This is a genomic window from Kitasatospora sp. NPDC033851, from assembly GCF_055576085.1.
On record NZ_JBVIRL010000011.1, the window covers coordinates 218099 to 236379 of the forward strand.

An 18281-nucleotide genomic window follows, 5' to 3' on the forward strand; every position below is an offset into this window, starting at 1 on the left:
GGTGGGGTCAGCCGGTCGTGGCCCGCGTGCGGGTGCGGGTGCGGGTGCCGGTGGCGGTCGGGTGGGGCCAGGCGTGGTGGTGGCGGTCGATGACGTAGTGGTGGCCGTGCCGCCAGGCGCCGGTGGCGGTGGCGTGCGCGTCGGCGAGATGGGGGTGGCCGGTGGGCAGATCGGTGTGCAGGTGCTCCAGCACGTCGGGGTCGCGGGCCGGCCACAGGGCGGCGGCTCCCGTCGCGGCGGCCAGGGCGACGACGCCGAGGACGGCGGCGGTGACGGGCAGTCCGGCGCCGGCGGCGAGCCATCCGGCGAGGGGATAGGTGAGCAGCCAGCAGGCGTGCGAGAGGGAGAACTGGGCGGCGAACGCGGCCGGCAGGTCGGCGTCGGCGGCCGAGCGACGGATGAGGCGTCCGCCGGGGGTGAGCACGGCGGAGCTGCCGGCGCCGACGAGGGCCCAGGCGGCGAGCAGGGCCACCCACGATCCGGTGCCGGCCCGGACGGCGGAGATCGCGGTGACGGCGGCGAGGACGGCCGGCAGGGAGAAGGCGGCGGGCAGCATGATCGCCCGGTCGCCGGTGCGGGCGAGGAGGCGGGGCAGGAGGAGCGCGGTGAGCATCGAGCCGACGCCGTAGGCGCCGAGCGCGAGCGAGACGGCCCCGGCCGGGCGGTGGAAGTGGTCGCGGACGACGTTGACCGTGTCGACGAACACGATCGCGCCGGCGGCGGCGACCGTGAGGTCGAGGGCGAGCAGGGCACGCAACCGGGGGGTGGCCCGGAACAGCCGGGTGCCGAAGGCGGCCTTGGCGTGGCCGCCGCCCGCGCGTTCGACCGGGGCGGGCTTGGGCAGGACCGCGGAGACCACCAGGGCGGCGGAGGCGAGGAAGCCGACCGCCGTCCCGGCGAACAGCCAGTCGTACGACACCGCAGACAGCAGCAGCGCGGCGAGCGCGGGGCTGAACAGCGACTCCAGGTCGTAGGCGAGCCGGGACATCGACAGGGCGTTGGTGTAGTCGCGCTCGGCGGGCAGGACGTCCGGGATGGTGGCCTGGAACGTCGGGGTGAAGGCGGCCGAGGCGGCCTGGAGCAGGAAGACCAGGACGTAGATCTGCCAGACCTGGTCGACGAACGGCAGGGCGAGCGCGACGCAGGCCCGGGTGAGGTCCATCGCGACCATCAGCGTCCGTCGGGGCAGTCGCCCGGCGAGTGCGCCGGCGATCGGCGCGATGGCGACGTAGGCGACCATCTTGATCGCCAGCGCGGTACCGAGGACCGCCGAGGCGTCGCTGCCGGCGATCCGGTACGCCAGCAGGGACAGCGCCACCGTCGCCAGGCCGGTGCCGACCAGGGCTACGGCCTGGGCGGTGAAGAGGTGGCGGTAGGCGCGGTTGCGCAGCACGGACAGCATGGGCCCCGTCCCGGTCGGCAGTGGGGTGGTCAACCCATCATAGGAACAGGTGCGTACGTGTGCACCTATTCGTCGGAAGCCGACCCGCCCCGGTTGTCCGGCGCGCCCGCTGTCCGGCCCGCCCGTGCGGGTCAGTCGTGGGGCGGCAGGTGGCCGATCTGGTGGTCGGCGACGTTCAGCGCCTCGTCGACGAGCCGGCGCAGGTGGCCGTGGCGCAGCGAGTAGACGACGCGCCGCCCCTCCTTGCGGGTGGCGACGAGACCGGCGAGCCGGAGCTTGGCCAGGTGCTGGCTGACCGACGGCCGGGCGGCGCCCGTCGCCTCGGTCAGCGTGGTGACATCCGCCTCGCCCCGACCGAGCCGCTCCAGCAGGGCGAGCCTGGTCCGGTCGGCCAACAGCGTCAGCACGGACGCGGCGACGTCCAGGCGCTGCTCGGCCCGCTGCTGCGAGCGGTGTGCATCTGCCAGGTGGCTGCCGGTGCTCATTCGCCCATCGTAGGGCGTTCCCGTGCGCAGGTGCGTACATGCGCCTACGGAGTCGCCATCGGAAGGCCGCGAGCCGGACGCGCGGATCGACGGCTGCGGGGGCGGACGTGAGCGGCGTGAGAGGCTCGCCCCATGGAACATCGCGTACTCGGCCGCACCGGTCGGCCCGTCTCGATCATCGGACTCGGCACCTGGCAGCTCGGCGCGGACTGGGGTGACGTCCGGGAGGAGGACGCCCTCGCCGTGCTGGAGGCCTCCGTGGAAGCAGGCGTCACGCTCTTCGACACCGCCGACGTCTACGGCGACGGCCGCAGCGAGCGGCTGATCGGCCGCTTCCTGAAGGACCGCCCGGACGCGGACGTGTTCGTCGCCACCAAGTTTGGGCGCCGGGTCGAGCAGCGCCCCGAGCATTACCAGCTCGCCAACTTCCGTGCCTGGGCGGACCGTTCACGGGCCAACCTGGGGGTGGAGCGACTCGACCTGGTGCAGCTGCACTGCCCGCCGACGCCCGTCTACTCCTCGGACGAGGTCTTCGACGCGCTGGACACCCTGGTCGCGGAGGAGCGGATCGCCGCGTACGGGGTGAGCGTGGAGACCTGCGCGGAGGCGTTGACCGCGATCGCGCGCCCGGGCGTCGCGAGCGTGCAGATCATCCTCAACGCGTTCCGGCTCAAGCCGCTGGAACAGGTGCTGCCCGCCGCCGAGGCCGCCGGGGTGGGGATCCTGGCCAGGGTGCCGCTGGCCTCCGGCCTGCTCTCGGGCCGGTACAGCGAACGCACCGTCTTCCCGCCGGACGACCACCGCACCTACAACCGCCACGGCGAGGCCTTCGACCAGGGCGAGACCTTCTCCGGCGTGGACTTCGCGACCGGCGTCGAGGCGGCGGCTGAGTTCGCCGCGCTCGCCCCGGAGGGCGCCACCGCGGCGCAGACGGCGCTGCGCTGGATCGTCCAGCAGCCGGGCGTGACCACGGTGATCCCCGGCGCCCGCAACGTGGCGCAGGCCCGGGCGAACGCGGCCGCTGCCGGGTCGGCGCCGCTGCCGACGGCCACCCTGGACGCCGTGCGGGAACTCTACGACCGCCGGATCCGGCCGCAGGTGCACGACCGCTGGTGACGGCGGTGCCCTGACCCGGCCGCGGGCCGCGGCGGGCCGGCGGGCGTCGGTGGCCCTCGGCGTGCCCCGGTGTCGCCCCGGTGTCAACTCCGCGTACCTGGGCCGGTGGTGAGGCCGAGGAAGTACCCGCGGTCCGGAAGGGCCGCCGGCAGCGGGTAGTCGAGCAGGACGTGCAGGTTGCACGCGGTGAGCGTGTAGGCGTGCAGGAGCAGGTCCGCGGTGGTGTCGGCGCCGAGCTTGCGCAGCACGGTCCTGGTGGTGCGGCTCCTGGTCGTCCGCTCCTCCCAGACGGCGCGCCGCCCCGGGTCGTCGCCGAGCAGGTCGAGCACCTCCTTGGCCCGGGCGGCCCGGGCGGCGAGGTCCGGGCCGTACCCGGTGCCGGCCGCGCCGCCGGTGGCCGTCCCGCTGCCGGAACCCGATCCGCTCCCGGCGCTCCCGCCGCTTCCGCCGCCCGTGTCGGCCGCGCCCGCGTAGGCGTCGGCCACCCGGTACGGCGACTGCGCGATGTGGACCAGCGCGCCGACCGGGCCGCCGGTCCGTCCGGCCCGGTCGGACCACTGGACCAGCTCGCTGCGCCGGTGGCTGGTGGTGACGTCGTACATCACGCTCTTGATGCGGGCCAGCGCGAGAAGTTCGCCGATCGCGGGAACCCGCGACGCGCGGAACGGCTGCCAGGTCATCCCGGCCGAGGCGTTGACCACGACGATCTCGTCGACGTCGTAGGCGGCCGGCGGGTGGTCGGGGCGCCGCGCCCGCTCGGGAAGCCCCACCAGCCACTCGTCGGCCATGTTGTCGTACACCCCGCCGTCCGTGAGCACCAGATCGGTCGCCGCCTCGGTGGGACCGCCCGGGGGCGGGAAGCGGTGGCGGGCGGTGGGGAGGCGCCGGGCGGCGAACGCGCCCGGCAGACAGGCCGAGGACTGGACCGCCGTGGAGAGCGGGAGGCCGCCCGGAACGCCGGTGCCGAACCGGAACCCGTAGACGAACGCCGGCGAGAAGTAGAAGTGGTCGCCGCTCTGCAACTCGGTGGTGCAGAACACGTGGTCGACGGAGCGCCGCACGGCGGAGAGGTCCGTCGCGGCGCCGTCGCCGTCGCCGTGGAAGAACTCGCGGGCCAGCGCCCGGTCCACGACGGCGCTGCGCCGCTCGAAGACCACCACCGCACCGGCCAGGAGCAGCAGCCCTGCCCCCAGGAGCACGCCGGAGAGCAGGCGCAGACCCTCGACGGCGGTGGCGGCGACCCCGGCGAGCAGGGTCAGCACGGCCAGGCCGGCGAGGGCGAAGAGCGAGCGCACGTACCGGTTGGTGGACGGCCCCCAGAAGAACAGGCCGACGCGGGCGCAGTGGCGGATCAGCGGACGGACGCGTTCGGCGAAGTCCGCGCCCGGGTCCTGCCGGTAGTCGGTCTCGTGGGCGACTACTCCGTTGGCGACCGAGCCGCCGGACACCGAGGAGATCGCCACGACGTCCCGGTGTCGGCCGCTGTCGGCGAGGTACAGCAGGGCGCCGATGCCCCACATGGTGGCGCGGTAGCCGCCTCCGGAGAGGGCTACACCGATGCTGGCCATGATCAGACCTCCACGGTCGTGCCGGTCGCGGGCGCCGCCGGGTAGACGGCGGTGTAGTGGCGCTCGCGCTGTTGCGCGGCGTCGGCCCACGGTTCCGTCGTGCGGCTGCGGTAGTTGAAGACGAGTTCGGCCGGAGCGGCGCCGCCGTCCGCCGTGCTGCCGTCCACCGGGCCGCCGTCCGCCGCGTCGAGGTGGTCCACCGCCGCGATCATGCGGTCGATCGCGGCCGCGTCGGGGTGGTGGAACTTGTCGCCGTTGGTCGAGACGAGGAAGCGGCGGGTGTCCAGCCGGGACAGCAGGCCGTCCGTGGTGTTGGCCGCACTGCCGTGGTGCGGGACCTTGAGGGCGCCGACCGTGAGCCTGGTCCCGCCGAGTTGCTTCAGCAGCCGGTCCAGGCCGCGCCCGAGGACGTCCCCGTGGCTGTCGCCGGTGAGCAGCAGCCGGTGTCCGTCGTGCTCCAGCAGGAAGGCGATGCTCGAACCGTTCGGCACGGAGGTGTCGAGCCGTTCGCCGCCGAGGAGGTCGGTGCCGAGGCCGCGCAGGTTCTTCCGCTGGGCCAGGAGGGCGAGGGCCTGGTCGGGGTCGCCGGGGGTCATGCCGAGGCTCCTCACCGTCCGCCCCCACTCCCGCAGCAGCGCGTCCAGCTCGGGCCGGCCGGGGGAGAGCAGGGTCGCCCGGGCGCCGCCGGGCAGTTCGGCGGTCGGCAGCGCTCCCCGGTCGGCGAGGCAGAGGGCGGGCGGTGCCTTCCCCGCGTGGGGAAGCCCGAAGGCGGCGTTCCAGGAGAGCTTCTGACGGTCGATCAGTGCCTGGACCATCTCGCCCTGGGCGGCGCCGAGCAGGTCGGTCCGTTCGGAGACCTGCGGCCAGCCGTTGAACCACACGTCGTCGATCGCGAGGTTCAGCGCGGCGCGGTCCTGCAGGAGGCGGACGACGCCCTCGATGTGGTCGCCGTCCACATGGGTCACGACCAGGACGTCCAGGTGGCGGCTGCGGGCCGGCAGTGCCTTCACCCGGGCGAAGACCGCCGGGTAGACGGGGCTCGGGCCGCCGTCGACCAGCATGCGGTGGACGTCCGTTCCGCTGCCGGGCCATTCGACCCACAGTGCGTCGCCGTGTGCGGCGGGCAGCATCTCGATGGTGATCACGATCCGCCTCCCGGTGCGCCTTGCGGTGCGGCTTCCGGTGTGCCACCACCCCCACCACCATCCCCACCACCCCCACCCCCACCTCCACCCCCACCACCGACCGCTGCCGGCCCGTCGTCGGTCACTGGCGGTCGGTTGCCGACCAGCCAGCGGGCGTCGCCGAAGGCCACGACTGCCATGGCCAGCGTGCAACCCCGGAGGAGCAGCTGCCGCCGGATGTCGCGCACCAACTCGCCGATGGTCAGGTCCTCGCGGGTGTTCCCGGCGAGCATCACGCCGGCGATGCCCGCCATCACCGCCGCCTGGCGACCGAGGGTCGGTACCAGCGTCCCCACCACGACCGGGGCGCTCTTCTCCAGGAACCTCGCTGCCACGTTCTGCCAACTGACGTCCTCCTGGGCGGTGTTGCAGCCGAGCAGCATGACGACCGGGCCGACCTCGTGATCGTGCAGGTCGGAGACGATGTCCCGGCGGTCGATCAGGAGCGACGGCAGTTTGCTCGCCCGGCCGATCTCCAGGACCGGGGTCGCCCCCTGGTCGTGTCCGTGGTGGGGAACGGCCAGCAGCAGCGGGGGACCTTCGGTCTTGACCACCTGCCGCCAGCGTTTCCAGCTGTCGGCCGTGTGCAGGGCGTCGGGTCCGAACGAGTCCAGCAGGGTGCCGACCGCGTGGTCCCGGTCCGCCTTGCGGACGATCCTGCTCGCCGCGAAGAGCGCGCCGTCGACCGGGCGCAGCGTGCTGCGGGTGCCCTGCGGGGCCTGTTCGACCACGCTGCGGTCGAGCTGGGCGCGCTCCACCCGGCGCTCGATCACCATGCGCAGGCCCCAGAAGCCGAGCGGGCAGATGGTCCTGCGGCTGAGGAGGCCGGAGCGGTCCGGGCGGCGGCAGGAGCAGATCCCGGTTTCGAGGGCGTGCTGCCAGCCGTCGCAGAGCTTGGCGGTGTCGGCGGGATACCCGTAGTCGTAGACGAACTCCAGCGGCCAGAGTTCGGCCGTCTCGGCCGACACCAGCTGGAGCGACGCGGCGTCCTTCAAACCGCCGCACCCCTGCTGCTCCAACTGCTGGTAGAGGGAGCTGCCCTGCTGGGCGAGGCCGCGGAGCAGGCCGACCGGTGCGGGTGAGCCGGGGCCGGGGCCGGCGCCGGTGGCGGCGGCGTCCTCGTTCACGGACTGGTTGAGCAGGCCCCGGATTCCGGCCCGGAACCGGTCGAGATCCGGGATCCGCACCGGGCCGTTCTCGCCGGTGCCGACCACCAGGACCTCGTCGCTCACGATCCGGATCGTCGCCGAGCGGGCGTCGGTTGCCGTGCTGTCGGCCGCGTCGCCCGCGCCCGCGCCCGCGCCGGTGTCGGTGTCGTCGTGCCGACTCGGCGGTTCGGCGAGCGAGTCGTACGCTTCGCCGTTGATCGCGATCTCCCGCCCGTCCACGGGGTCGTCGGACGCCGCGACCGGGCCGCTGATCACCAGCCGCTGCAGCTGGCGCTTGCGGTAGTAGACGCGCGCGGTGCACCGGATCTCCCGCTCCTGGGCGCCGACCGTCACCGGGAAGACGGCCTCGCTGGAGGCGCCCCGCCGGGGCAGGAAGACCTCCACGGGCTCGTGGAGGAGTGCCTGGTCCCGCTCCTCGTCGAAGGCGACCGTGAGGCGCGCCGCCCCGCCCCGGAACTCCAGGCCCTGCTCGGGGAACGCGGACGCCATCTGGTGCCACTCGGCGCTGTGCGGACCCACCCGGAGGTGGATCTCGTTCACCGCGCCGGCGTGGAAGGCGTGCAGGAGCCGGTTGCCCGTCTGCTGGTCGCTGACGAGTGCCTGGAGGTAGCGGTCGTTGGTCACGCCGGGCGCCGCTCCGGCCTGGCGGACCTCCCGGACGGCGTCGGCCACGACCCCGCCGAGTCGCATCCCGTTGAACCGGACGCCTGCGGCCGCGCGGCGGATCCGGTCGGTGAGGGCCGCGAGCGGCGGCCGCCGGTCGGAGAGACGGAGGTCGTCCGCCGCTTGCCCGCCGAGGCCACCGGCGTACGGCTCGGCCGAGCCACCGGCCGGCAGCTCGGCCGGCTCGACCGGGGGTGGCGGCACCGCGGGGGCCGGGGGTGGCTCGACCGCGGCCGCCAGGCCCTCGGCCACCGCGTGGTGCTCGGCGAGCCCGGGGTGGGCCACCGTCAGCCAGGAGCCGGCGCGGCCGGCTGCCTCGTCCAGGGCGAGGTTCTCGGAGAGATGGCGGACGAACCGGTCGAGCCAGTCGACCGCGCCGGTCGCCGAGAGGTCCGCGACGACCCAGCCGGAGGCGTCGAGCCTGCGCGCGGCCGCGTCGAGTTGGGCCAGCTGGTGCGGGTCGGGCGGCTGTGGGGCGCACCAGGCCAGGCAGACGGCGCTGAGGCCGCCGCCGGCCGTCAGCGCGTCGAGCTCGGCGGCGCCGGAGACGGCCAGCACGTCGCAGTCCCCGTCCTGCTCGCCGAGGGTGTACACGTCGATGACCGGAGCTACCTCCGCGTCGTGGTCCAGCACGGCGAACAGGCCCTCGGCGGCCTCCGTCGTGACGGCGCAGAGGCGCAGCGGCCACTGCCAGCGGGGCTCCGGCTCCAGGGTGTCGTCCGCGATGAAGACCGCGCCGACCGCGGGACGGGCCTCGGCCAGGCGCGTCGCCAGCGCGTGCCGGCTCCGGTGGGGCACCCCGTACAGCGTGAGTCGCACCGGTCCGGCCGCGCTGCCCGCGGCCTCGAACCAGCTGTAGCCCAGTTTCACCTGCAGCCGGCTGTCCTCCGCGAGCCGCGACAGGAGGTCGGGGGACCAGTGCCACTGCCACGGTTGCGCGGAGTCCGGCAGGTCGCCTGGGTCGACGAAGTCGTCGTAGCCCCGCGATCCCGCCCCGGCCGCGACCGGCGGGTCCAGCACACCCGCGACGGCGAGGGCCTCCGGGGCGATGGAGCGGATCTCGTTCAGCTGTGTCATGGGAGACCTCTGGAGTGTCTCCGGGGGGAGGTCGGCCACCGCTCAGGCCGGAACTCCCGACTCCTCCACTCTCCCACGAATCGGGCCCACCGGGGGGCCCACCGGGGAAGGCCCGGCCGGCGGGCCGCCCGCCGCTGCCTGCGCGTGAGGGGTGGAGGTTTGACGTGCTGCCCGGGGAGTCTTGTATGGTTCTTCGCGAATCATCCAGAGGGGTGGAGGGACCGGCCCTACGAAGCCCCGGCAACTCCCCGGTCGACCGGCGTCCGAAGTACGCGCCGTGCCGTCCGGGATCAGTGCCAACTCCGGCCTGTCGCCACTGTGGCGCGGGAAAGATGAGGAGACACGGTGCTCTCTGTGCTGTCCTTCGCCCGGGCGCTTCCCGCCCCGGCCCTTTCGCGTACCCGTCTCGTGCCCGGCGCAGGCAATCGGCCGACTTCCTCTCCGGCCTGTCCTCGCTGACCACCCCCGCTCCCCGCCCGGAGCCTCCGTGAGCAGCGCCGACCCGCCGCTCACGGGATTTGAGACGGAGTACCCATTCCATGGACAACACGAGCGGCGTCGGTGTGCTCGACAAGGTCACCTCGATCCTCGCCACCCTGGAGGCCGGTCCCGCCACCCTGGCCGGACTCGTCGCCGCCACCGGCCTGGCGCGGCCCACCGCCCACCGGATCGCCGTGGCACTCGAACACCACCGCCTGGTCACCAGGGACATGCAGGGCCGCTTCATCCTCGGCCCGCGCGTCTCCGAGCTGTCGGCGGCCGCCGGCGAGGACCGCCTGCTGGCCGCCGCCGGCTCGGTCCTGACCCACCTGCGCGACGTCACCGGCGAGAGCGCCCAGCTCTACCGCAGACAGGGCGAGGTCCGGATCTGCGTGGCCGCCGCCGAGCGGCTCTCCGGCCTGCGCGACACCGTTCCGGTGGGCATCACCCTCCCCATGAAGGTCGGCTCCGCCGCCCAGGTCCTGCTCGCCTGGGAGGAACCCGAACGCCTCCACCGCGGCCTGCAGGGCGCCCGCTTCACCGCCACCGCCCTCAGCGGCGTACGGCGCCGCGGCTGGGCCCAGTCCATCGGCGAACGTGAACTCGGGGTCGCCTCCGTGTCCGCGCCCGTCCGCGGCCCGTCCAACCGGGTCGTCGCCGCGGTCTCGGTCTCCGGCCCGATCGAACGGCTCACCCGCCACCCCGGTGCCCAGCTCTCCCAGGCCGTCACCGAGGCGGCGCACCGCCTCACCGAAGCGCTACGCCACTCCTGACCGGGTTCGTCGGCCGCTCCTCCTCGCCCCGCTCCTCCCCGTCCCTCCCGCCGCCTCTCCCGCCGTCCGGCTCACGCCCGAGGCTGCAGGACGGGGAGGGAGGGGCGGGGGATCCGGCTGATCACCGAGCCGATCAGGGTGCCGATCGACACCCCGAACACCGCCGACACGGCCGCCAGCACCGGCTGCGCGCCGTTGCCGACCTCGATCTGCGCGGTGTTCAACAGGCCGAAGGAGCCCGGCACCACGATCCAGAACGCCGGAAGGTAGAGCACCTGCCAGAGCGGACCGCCCGGCACCCAGTGCACCAGGGTGGCCGCGACCGCGGCGGAGACCGCCCCGGCCAGGCCGCCGATCGCCGCGCCGTGCACCGATCCCACCACCACCTGGACGGTGACGCTGACCGCGATCACCGCGACGATCCACGGGATCGCCGAGGGCGGCGTGTTGACGTTGACCACCACCCCGGCCACGGCGATCGCCAGACCCAGCCCGATCACCCACCAACTCGGCTTGGCCACCTGCACATTGGCCAGCGCCGTGGCCGGCATGCCGATCGCGCTCGCGGCCGCCGCCACCCCGGCGAGGAACAGCGCCAGCTGCACCGCGCCGGACACCAGCCGGGCCGTACCCGCGCTGGCCGCACCCGCGGCGATCTCCGACAACCCGGTGACCAGCAGCCCGCCCGGCAGCAGGATCGCCAGCGTGGCCACGATCGTCCGCAACGAGCCGTCCAGTAGAGAGGCCCGCGCCAGCGACAGGACCAGCAGCGCGACCAGGAACCCGGCCGTGACGGGCAGCAGCGGCCGCAGGTACGGCAACCGCCGTGCGAGCACGGTCAGCCCCGCCACGACCAACGATCCGAGCCCGGCCGCCAGCACGTTCGCCGCGACCGGCTGCAGGAAGAGGCAGACCCCCACCCCGACCGGCAGCGCCCCGAGGTCCGCCACCCACGCCGGCCAGCGGGCCGGCGCCCGCCGGATCCCGTCCAGCTCGGCGAGCGCCCGGGGCCCGTCGAGCTCACCCGCGCGCAGCCGGTGCACCAGATGGAGGACGGCGGCCGTCTGCTCGAACCGCAGCGCGGCGCCGACCGGCTGGAACCGGGTGGCCTCGTCCGCGCCCAGGGCGACGAACAGCCCGTTGGTCAGGGCCGCGACCCGCGCCTGCGGAGCCCCCAGCGCCCGCCCCAGCCCGCGGAGCTCCTCCTCGACCTCATGGACGGGCAGACCGCCGCCCAACAGGGCCTCACCCAGTTCGAGCAGCAGACGCAGGAGCGGGTCGGGCGGGGCGCCGGCGCCCTGGACCGATGGAGACTTGCTAGACATGGCAGGTATCGTCCCATCCCGCCCGGTTCGGTCCGCCTGTGCCCCGGTCTGTTCGCTTCCCCGGCGATCACCGCCCGGCCGGGCGCGCGCCGACCCCGGCGGACTCCCGCGCCTCGGCCACCACGTGCACCTCGTGGACGGCGTTCCGGTCCCCGGTGAGCGGCTGGACCCGCCCGGCGGAGTCGGTGGCCCGGCAGCGGACGCGGTGCGGGCCCGGGGCGAGGTCGCACCGCAGGCGGAAGCGCTGCCAGGTGGGGTCGGGGCCGCGCCCGTCCAGGGCGGCGGGCTGCCAGTCGGCGTCGTCCACGGCGACCTCGACGGCCGTCACCTCGGTGGAACTCCAGGCGTAGCCCGCCACTTCACAGCTCCCGGCCGGAACGGACTGCCCGTCCCGCAGGGTGAGCAGCTTGCTGCTGACGTCCTTCTCGCGGACCGGCCGAGCCTCGCTCTCGCCGGGCAGCGTGCGGACGTACAGGCGGGTGGTGAAGAGGTGCTCGGGGCGGTCGGCGGCCAGCACGATCCTGGTCAGCCACTTGACCGAGTTGGTGCCGAACATCCGCGGCGCCACCGCCCGCAGCGGGTACCCGTGGTCGGGGGGCAGCGGCTCGCCGTTCATGGTGTGCGCGAGGAACACCTCGGAGCCCGCCTGGTCGAGGGGCAGGTCCTTGAGGTAGTTCACGCCGCTCTCGCCCGCGAAGGCGCCGTGGTCGGCGCCCTCCAGCCAGACGTGCCGGGCCTCCGGGCGCGGACCGGCGAGGTCCAGTACGGCGGCGAGCGGGATGCCGACCCACTCCACGTTGGTGACGGCGCGGGTCGGCACGTCGGGGCGCAGCGGGTTGCCGAAGCACTCGTGGACGGCGGTGAAGCGGGTCTGCGGCAGGCCCCGGAGCGCGTGCAGGTCGAGCCGCAGGGGCCGCTCGACCAGACCCTCGACGGTGAGCGAGAAGGTCGCCGCCTCGAGCCGCGGGTGCGGCCCGAGGTGGTTGCGGATGAAGACGTCCTCGACCGGGGTGATGAAGAGGTCGGGCGTCTCCGGGTCTGTCCTGAACATGCGTCACACTCTCGGATCGGCAGCGTTGTCACCGGGACCGACCGTACAAGGAGGGACTGACAGTCGGGCGGGATGTGAGGCCGGGGTGAAGGTCGCGGGTGGGGCCGGTGATCGATCGTTGATCGGGCGTAGACGGCGAGCCTGGAGCATCGGGAACCGGAGGGAACCGGTTCGGAGGCCACAGCCTGACCACCGGGGCTCGTACGGCCGAACCACGGGCCGCGCGGTGCCCAGTGCTGCTGCCGCCGCCGGCCCGACCTCAGGAGCAGTCCGGACCACGAAGGGCAGACGAGGCATGGACGGCGGGCAATCGGTGCAAGCGGTGAGAACGGCGGCGGGCTTCGGCGAGCTGCTGCGGCTACGGCGCGAGCGGATCGGGCTGACGCAGCAGTGCCTGGCCGACCACGCGACCCTCAGTGTGCGGGCGATCCGGGACATGGAGAGCGGCCGGGTGCGCCGGCCCCGCAACGAGACCGTCCGGCTGCTGGCGGACGCGCTGCGGCTGGAAGGCCGCAGCCGGACGGACTTCGAGGAGGCCGCCCGCCGGCACCCGCTCGTCGCCGAGTCGGTGGCCGAGCCGGCCGCCCCGCCGGTGCCGCGCGGGGCGATCGTCGGCCGGGAGATGGAGACCGAGGTACTGGCCGACGCCTTCGCCGTGCACGGGGACCGGCTGGTCTCGCTGGTGGGACTCGGCGGGGTGGGCAAGACCCGGCTCGCGCTGGAGGTGGCCCGCCGGCTGCACCTGTCCGCCCGCTGGTCGGTGCGGTGGGTGGACTGCGGCGGCGGCCCGCAGCCCTGGCGCGGCCTGCTGGACGACATCGTCCGGCACATCGGCGACCGGCCCGCCCTGCTGGTGCTGGACGGCGCCGACGGCGGGGTGGACGCCGGGCAGTTGGACGGGCTGTTCCACCACTGCCCCGGGCTGCGGGTGCTGATCACCGCCCGGGAGGCCCGGCCGCTGCCCGGAGGCCAGGTCATCCCGCTCGCGCCGCTGCCCGTCCCGGCCCCCGAACTCGACACCGATCCGGAGGCGTTGGCGCAGGTCGGCGCCGTCCGGCTGCTGCTCTCGCACCTGTGCCGGCTGCGCCCCGGCTACACCCTGGAGCGCTCCGAGGCGCCAGCCGTCGCCGAGCTCTGCCGCCACCTGGACGGCCTGCCGGGCGCGTTGGAGCGCGCGGCGGGGTGGGCGCTGGTGCAGTCCACGGCCCAGCTGGTGGCCCGGCTGGGGGCCGTCCCGTTCACGCTCGCGGCGCCGCCGCTGGTGTTCGGCGCGCGCGGTGACGTGCGGGACGAGGTGGAGCCGGCCATCCGGACACTGTCGGAGCGTCAGCGCGCCCTGCTGGCGGTGCTCGTGGACGAGCCCGGGGACTGGTCGGGGGAGGACGCGGCGGCGCGCAGCGGCTGGGCGCTGCAGACCTGCCTGGCGACGGTGCACGAACTGCTGTCCCGCGGGCTGATCCGCAGTGTGCCCGCCCGTGACGGCGTGCGCTTCACGGTGCTCAACTTGTGCCGGCGCCTCGTCCGGGAGGAGCCCGGACTCCGGCTTCCGACGGCCGGGGACGTCCCACTGCTGGCCGTCGCGGGCTGAACCGCCGTGAGCCGGCGGGCTGAACCGCCCTGGGCTGAACCGCCATGGGCCGGCGGGCTGACGATGCGGTGACTCCCCGGCCGGGCATCCGCCGGCGTCGATTCTGCCGCTTTTTGCCGCACGAGCTGCCGCTTGCCGGGCCCCGTCGTTCCTAACGTTCTCCGTGGGGCTGGGCCGTCGCCGACGACGCGCCGGAATTCCCGGGCCGCCGGCCGGGGCGTCGGCGGAATTCCATCGACGATCTCTACCGATGAGGGCTGAGTTGTGGTGCACGGAAATGCCGAACGGGGCGGACTGGACGTCGTCGTGACGACGATGGCCTCGGATTCGCACACCTGGAACCTGGTGTTCCTGCAGTTCCTGCTGGAGGAAATGGGGCATCGGGTGACGAATCTGGGCGCATGCGTCCCGGACGCGCTGCTGCTCTCCGAATGCCGCCGGATCGAGCCGGACCTGATCGTGATCAGCAGCGTCAACGGGCACGGCCACCAGGAGGGTCTGCGGGTCATCCCGGCCCTGCGCGCCTGCCCGGAACTGCGGCGCACACCGACCGTCATCGGCGGCAAGCTCGGCATCGCCGGAGCCGACGACCCCGACCGCGAGCGGACGCTGCTCGCGGCCGGCTTCGACGCCGTCTTCGAAGAGGGCTCCTCGGTGGCCGGGTTCCGTGAGTTCGTCGACGGCCTGCACTCCCGGGTCCTGCTGTGACGAGCTTCGGCGCGTTCGTGGCCCAGGCCGCGGAGGCCGGCGCCCTGGTGGTCCAGCCCCGGATGGGCATGGCGGCGGCGGCCTCGATGCGGGCGGGCCTGCTCGCCACCCGGGGGGCGTCCGCCGTCACCGTCGGCACCATCACCCTGGACAGCTACACCCGCACCGGCGACCTCGACGCCGCGCGCCGCGCCCTGGCCGTCGGGGCGGGTCTCAACGGCTACCCGATCGCCACCCACCCGGTCGCCGTCACCCGGGCGGTCCTGCGCGGGGTCGCGGACGCGGGCTTCCCGGTGCAGGTCCGGCACGGCTCGGCCTCGCCGGAACGGATCTTCGAAGCACTGCTGGCAGCCGGCCTGGACGCCACCGAGGGCGGACCGGTCTCCTACTGCCTGCCGTACGGCCGCACCCCGCTCCACGAGGCGGTGGCCTGCTGGCGGCGCAGCTGCGAACTCCTCTCCACCACCCGGGAGTTCGGCGCTGAACCGCACCTGGAGACCTTCGGCGGCTGCATGATGGGCCAGCTCTGCCCGCCTTCGCTGCTGATCGCCATCAGCGTGCTGGAGGCGCTGTTCTTCCGCCAGCACGGCCTGCGCAGCATCTCGCTCAGCTACGCCCAGCAGACCAACGCCCGCCAGGACGAGGAGGCGCTGGCCGCGCTCGGCCGGATCGCCGGCGAACTGCTCGCGGACGTCGACTGGCACCTCGTGGTGTACGCGTACATGGGCGTGTACCCGCGCTCGCCCGGTGGCGCGCGGCTGCTGCTGGAGGACGCCGCGCGGCTCGCCGTGCGCGGCGGCGCCGCCCGGCTGATCGTCAAGACCTCCGCCGAGGCGCACCGCATCCCGACCGTCGCCGAGAACGTCCGGGCGCTGGAGACCGCCGCCGCGGCCGCCGCGGCGGAGCGCGCCCGCCCGCGGCCCACCGAGCCGCCGGACACCGGGGTCGAGGCGGAGGCCAGGGCGCTGATCGGCGCGGTGCTCGACCTGGACGCCGACCTCGGGCGGGCCCTGGTGCGGGCGTTCGCGGCCGGCTACCTCGACGTGCCGTACTGCCTGCACCCCGACAACGCCGGGCGGACGCGCAGCTCGCTGGACCCGGACGGGCGGCTGCAGTGGTCCGCCGTCGGCTCGATGCCGATCGCCGGACTCGTCGAGGGCGGGCGCCCGCCCATCCTCGGCTCGGCGGGACTGCTGGCCGCCCTCTCCCACGTCCAGCGGCGCTACGACGGCCAGGACCCGCGGGCGGCCGAGCCACCCGTACCCCGGGGCCTTCCCGCCGTGCGCTGAACCGGCCGAGCACCGACGCTTCCCGACACCAGACCCTCCGCGAGAGAACAGGACCCCGACCATGCCCGACTCCACGCCTCTGCCCGACTCCACGCCCATGCCCCCGACCGATCCGGGCCGCCACCTGACCGCGCCGGCCACCCGCAGCGCGCTCCGCGTCCAGCAGCAACTGCTGACCGCGGCCCGCGAGTTCCTGCGCGGCCGGGGCTTCGTCGAGCTGCTGCCGCCGATCATCGGCCCGGTGACCGATCCCGGCGCGCGCGGTTCCAAGCAGGTGGACATCGACTTCTACGGCCACCGCTACAAGCTGATGACCAGCGCGATCCTGTACAAGCAGGCCTCGCTGCTCGCCTTCGACAAGATCTTCTGCATCGCCCCGAACGTCCGCCTGGAACCGCTGGAGACCGCCGGGACAAGCCGGCACCTGGCCGAGTTCCACCAGCTGGACGTGGAGGTCGCCGGCGCGAGCCGGGACGACGTCGTCCAGCTGGCCGAGGACCTGGTGGTGCACATGGTCGACAGCGCGGTGCGCGAGCTGCCCAAGGAGTTCGCCGAACTCGGCCGGGATCCGCAGGCGTTCGCCGAACTCCTGAAGGGCTCCTTCGGGCGGATCCGGCACGCGGAGGCGGTCGCCGAACTGCGGGGCATCGGACACCCGCAGAGCGCCGAGGCCGAACTCGACTGGGAGGGTGAGGCGTTGCTGTCCGCCCGGCGCGACCGCCCGTTCTTCGTCACCGACTACCCGAAGGGCTCGCGGGGCTTCTACGACCGCGAGCACCCGGACGACCCGGGCCTGCTGCGCAACTTCGACCTGCTCGCACCCGAGGGCTACGGCGAGCTGTGCAGCGGCAGCCAGCGCACCAACGACTACGCCGAGATCATCACCCGGATGCGGGAGACCGGCGAGAACCCGCAGAAGTACCGCTGGTACCTGGACCTGGTGCGCGAGGGCGTGCCGGCCAGTGCGGGCTTCGGCATCGGCGTCGAGCGGCTCACCCGCTACGTTGCCGGGCTGGACGCCGTCTGGCAGGCCAGTGCGTTCCCCAAGCTCGCCGGGGTGGTGTCCCCGTGAGCGACCTGAGTGCACCCGGCTTCCCGGAGGAGGAGGTCCGGCGCCGGGCCCGCGCCGGGGCGGCCGCGGCGTTCCCGCCCGCCGAGGAGTACGGGCACGTGCTGTTCGGCGCCGGTCAACCCGACGCGACGGACCGGCCCGCCCGGCCGGACGCCCTGGACGAGCTGCGGATCGTCCCACCGCTGTTCCTGCCGCAGCGGCTCGCCAAGCTGATCGACCTCGGCCGCGAGCCCGACTACCGGGACGTCGAACTCGCCACCACCATCGGGGGGTTCGCCTCCGCACTGCCGGTGTACGTCTCCGCGACCGGGTCCACCCGGGCGGCCGGCGGCGACCTGGGGCTGGCCCTCAGCCGGCAGGCCGGGGCACTCGGGATCCCGATGGTGATCGGCGAGAACGTGGTGCCGGTCAACGGCTACGGCCGGCTCGGCGAGGCGGCCGACCGCACCCTGCTCGGCCGGCTGCGCGCCTACACCGAGGAACTCCCGGACGGGCTCGGCGGTGTGGCCGTCCAGCAGAGCACCGAGGACGCCGACGCCGAGGTGTGGAACCTCGTCCACAGCGACCCGGCCGCCCTGCCGCTGCTCGAATCCGGGCGCCTGGCCTTCGAGTTGAAGGTCGGGCAGGGCGCCAAGCCGGGCCTGGGCGGGATGACCGTGCTGGAGGCCGAGGCCGCTGCCGCGCTCGGTGACCGCTTCGGGCTGGACCCGTTGTTCGGCGACGGGCGGGTGCTGCGCGCCGCGACCCCGGGCACCTTCACCGCGGAGATCCTGCGCCAGCAGATCCGGCTGATGCGCAACAACTACCCGCGGGTGCGGATCTGGGTGAAGCTCTACCCCGGCCGGGACGTGGCCGAGGCCGCCCGGGTGGCGCACGAGGCCGGCGCGCACGCCGTCGTGGTGGACGGCGCGGAGGGCGGCACCGGCTGGGCGCCCGGGGTGTTCCTGCCGCACGTCGGGCTGCCGCTCGCGGAGTGCCTGCGCCGGCTGACGGCCGATCCGCCGCCCTCCCTGCTGGTCTCCGGACGGATCTGGGAAGGCGCCCGGGCGGTCAAGAGCCTGGCGCTGGGCGCCCGGGCGGTGGGCCTCGGACGGGCGGCGCTGCTGGCCGTCGCGGAGGACCGGGAATCCGGGCTCCGACGTTTCACGGAATGCCTGGCATTGGAACTCCGGCTGCTGATCAGCGCGCTCGGAAAGTACGCTCCGGCCGCCCTCGACCGGGAGGACGTATGGTCCCCGGAGGGCTTTGGAATCACCCCCGGCCGGTAGCTCTGGCCTGCTCGGAAAGCGGCATGATGAAACTGCCGATTTCCTTCCGCTCATTCTGCCGAT

At 74.3% G+C, this 18281-nt stretch carries 14 protein-coding genes and 1 riboswitch; of the genes, 7 read left to right on the plus strand and 7 right to left on the minus strand.

Annotation, left to right across the window (positions count from 1 at the left end; genetic code table 11):
* Positions 1–7 precede the first annotated feature (7 nt).
* Together ACZ51D_RS22485 and ACZ51D_RS22490 are read right to left on the minus strand one after the other, a co-directional pair.
* The gene (locus ACZ51D_RS22485; RefSeq protein WP_465663382.1) at positions 8–1402 is read right to left on the minus strand and encodes an MFS transporter; all 1395 of its coding nucleotides are present in this window, start codon (positions 1400–1402) and stop codon (positions 8–10) included.
* Positions 1403–1533: 131 nt separating this feature from the next.
* Complete coding sequence (locus tag ACZ51D_RS22490; protein ID WP_465663359.1) at positions 1534–1887, minus strand: ArsR/SmtB family transcription factor; 354 nt, start codon at positions 1885–1887, stop codon at positions 1534–1536.
* A 132-nt stretch (positions 1888–2019) separates the two neighbouring features.
* Between ACZ51D_RS22490 and ACZ51D_RS22495 the strand changes: the two genes are divergently transcribed.
* Positions 2020–3003 (plus strand): aldo/keto reductase, encoded by a 984-nt coding sequence (locus ACZ51D_RS22495; RefSeq protein ID WP_465621362.1) that lies wholly within the window; start codon positions 2020–2022, stop codon positions 3001–3003.
* 83 nt (positions 3004–3086) lie between these two features.
* On the opposite strand, the gene ACZ51D_RS22500 is transcribed toward ACZ51D_RS22495, so the two are convergent.
* Genes ACZ51D_RS22500 through ACZ51D_RS22510 form a run of 3 tightly spaced genes read right to left on the minus strand, consistent with a single transcriptional unit; the run spans position 3087 to position 8664 of the window.
* Positions 3087–4571 (minus strand): patatin-like phospholipase family protein, encoded by a 1485-nt coding sequence (locus tag ACZ51D_RS22500; protein ID WP_465663360.1) that lies wholly within the window; start codon positions 4569–4571, stop codon positions 3087–3089.
* 2 nt (positions 4572–4573) lie between these two features.
* Complete coding sequence (locus tag ACZ51D_RS22505) at positions 4574–5716, minus strand: ComEC/Rec2 family competence protein (protein WP_465663361.1); 1143 nt, start codon at positions 5714–5716, stop codon at positions 4574–4576.
* Positions 5713–8664, minus strand: coding sequence for a hypothetical protein (locus ACZ51D_RS22510; protein ID WP_465663362.1), 2952 nt, complete (start codon positions 8662–8664; stop codon positions 5713–5715). The genes ACZ51D_RS22505 and ACZ51D_RS22510 overlap by 4 nt, the downstream gene beginning before the upstream one ends.
* A gap of 197 nt (positions 8665–8861) precedes the next feature.
* A riboswitch (SAM riboswitch) is annotated at positions 8862–9003 on the plus strand.
* 200 nt (positions 9004–9203) lie between these two features.
* Here ACZ51D_RS22510 and ACZ51D_RS22515 point away from each other — a divergent pair.
* Positions 9204–9917 (plus strand): IclR family transcriptional regulator, encoded by a 714-nt coding sequence (locus tag ACZ51D_RS22515; protein ID WP_360498981.1) that lies wholly within the window; start codon positions 9204–9206, stop codon positions 9915–9917.
* A gap of 71 nt (positions 9918–9988) precedes the next feature.
* Here ACZ51D_RS22515 and ACZ51D_RS22520 read toward each other — a convergent pair whose 3' ends face one another.
* Positions 9989–11242: a threonine/serine exporter family protein gene (locus tag ACZ51D_RS22520; RefSeq protein ID WP_465621369.1), complete on the minus strand. Its 1254-nt coding sequence runs from the start codon at positions 11240–11242 to the stop codon at positions 9989–9991.
* 67 nt (positions 11243–11309) lie between these two features.
* Complete coding sequence (locus tag ACZ51D_RS22525; RefSeq protein WP_465621371.1) at positions 11310–12293, minus strand: molybdopterin-dependent oxidoreductase; 984 nt, start codon at positions 12291–12293, stop codon at positions 11310–11312.
* A gap of 322 nt (positions 12294–12615) precedes the next feature.
* On the opposite strand from ACZ51D_RS22525, the gene ACZ51D_RS22530 reads away from it, so the two are divergent.
* From ACZ51D_RS22530 to ACZ51D_RS22550, 5 genes are all read left to right on the plus strand, one after another.
* Positions 12616–13881: a helix-turn-helix domain-containing protein gene (locus tag ACZ51D_RS22530; protein ID WP_465663363.1), complete on the plus strand. Its 1266-nt coding sequence runs from the start codon at positions 12616–12618 to the stop codon at positions 13879–13881.
* Between the two features lie 315 nt (positions 13882–14196).
* A complete protein-coding gene (locus tag ACZ51D_RS22535) occupies positions 14197–14589 on the plus strand; it encodes a cobalamin B12-binding domain-containing protein (protein ID WP_465621416.1) in 393 nt (130 codons plus the stop codon).
* Positions 14586–15878: a methylaspartate mutase gene (locus tag ACZ51D_RS22540; protein WP_465621373.1), complete on the plus strand. Its 1293-nt coding sequence runs from the start codon at positions 14586–14588 to the stop codon at positions 15876–15878. The genes ACZ51D_RS22535 and ACZ51D_RS22540 overlap by 4 nt, the downstream gene beginning before the upstream one ends.
* A 61-nt stretch (positions 15879–15939) precedes the next feature.
* Complete coding sequence (locus tag ACZ51D_RS22545; protein WP_465663364.1) at positions 15940–16950, plus strand: asparagine synthetase A; 1011 nt, start codon at positions 15940–15942, stop codon at positions 16948–16950.
* Complete coding sequence (locus tag ACZ51D_RS22550; protein WP_465663365.1) at positions 16947–18218, plus strand: glutamate synthase-related protein; 1272 nt, start codon at positions 16947–16949, stop codon at positions 18216–18218. Before ACZ51D_RS22545 ends, ACZ51D_RS22550 begins: the two co-directional genes overlap by 4 nt.
* Positions 18219–18281: the final 63 nt, after the last annotated feature.

Excerpts from the sequence above, each read along its gene's own strand:
- ACZ51D_RS22485 (WP_465663382.1), bottom strand. The coding sequence starts at position 1,402 with ATGCTGTCCGTGCTGCGCAACCGCGCCTACCGCCACCTCTTCACCGCC.
- ACZ51D_RS22490 (WP_465663359.1), bottom strand. The coding sequence starts at position 1,887 with ATGAGCACCGGCAGCCACCTGGCAGATGCACACCGCTCGCAGCAGCGG.
- ACZ51D_RS22495 (WP_465621362.1), top strand. The coding sequence starts at position 2,020 with ATGGAACATCGCGTACTCGGCCGCACCGGTCGGCCCGTCTCGATCATC.
- ACZ51D_RS22500 (WP_465663360.1), bottom strand. The coding sequence starts at position 4,571 with ATGGCCAGCATCGGTGTAGCCCTCTCCGGAGGCGGCTACCGCGCCACC.
- ACZ51D_RS22510 (WP_465663362.1), bottom strand. The coding sequence starts at position 8,664 with ATGACACAGCTGAACGAGATCCGCTCCATCGCCCCGGAGGCCCTCGCC.
- ACZ51D_RS22515 (WP_360498981.1), top strand. The coding sequence starts at position 9,204 with ATGGACAACACGAGCGGCGTCGGTGTGCTCGACAAGGTCACCTCGATC.
- ACZ51D_RS22520 (WP_465621369.1), bottom strand. The coding sequence starts at position 11,242 with ATGTCTAGCAAGTCTCCATCGGTCCAGGGCGCCGGCGCCCCGCCCGAC.
- ACZ51D_RS22525 (WP_465621371.1), bottom strand. The coding sequence starts at position 12,293 with ATGTTCAGGACAGACCCGGAGACGCCCGACCTCTTCATCACCCCGGTC.
- ACZ51D_RS22535 (WP_465621416.1), top strand. The coding sequence starts at position 14,197 with ATGGCCTCGGATTCGCACACCTGGAACCTGGTGTTCCTGCAGTTCCTG.
- ACZ51D_RS22545 (WP_465663364.1), top strand. The coding sequence starts at position 15,940 with ATGCCCGACTCCACGCCTCTGCCCGACTCCACGCCCATGCCCCCGACC.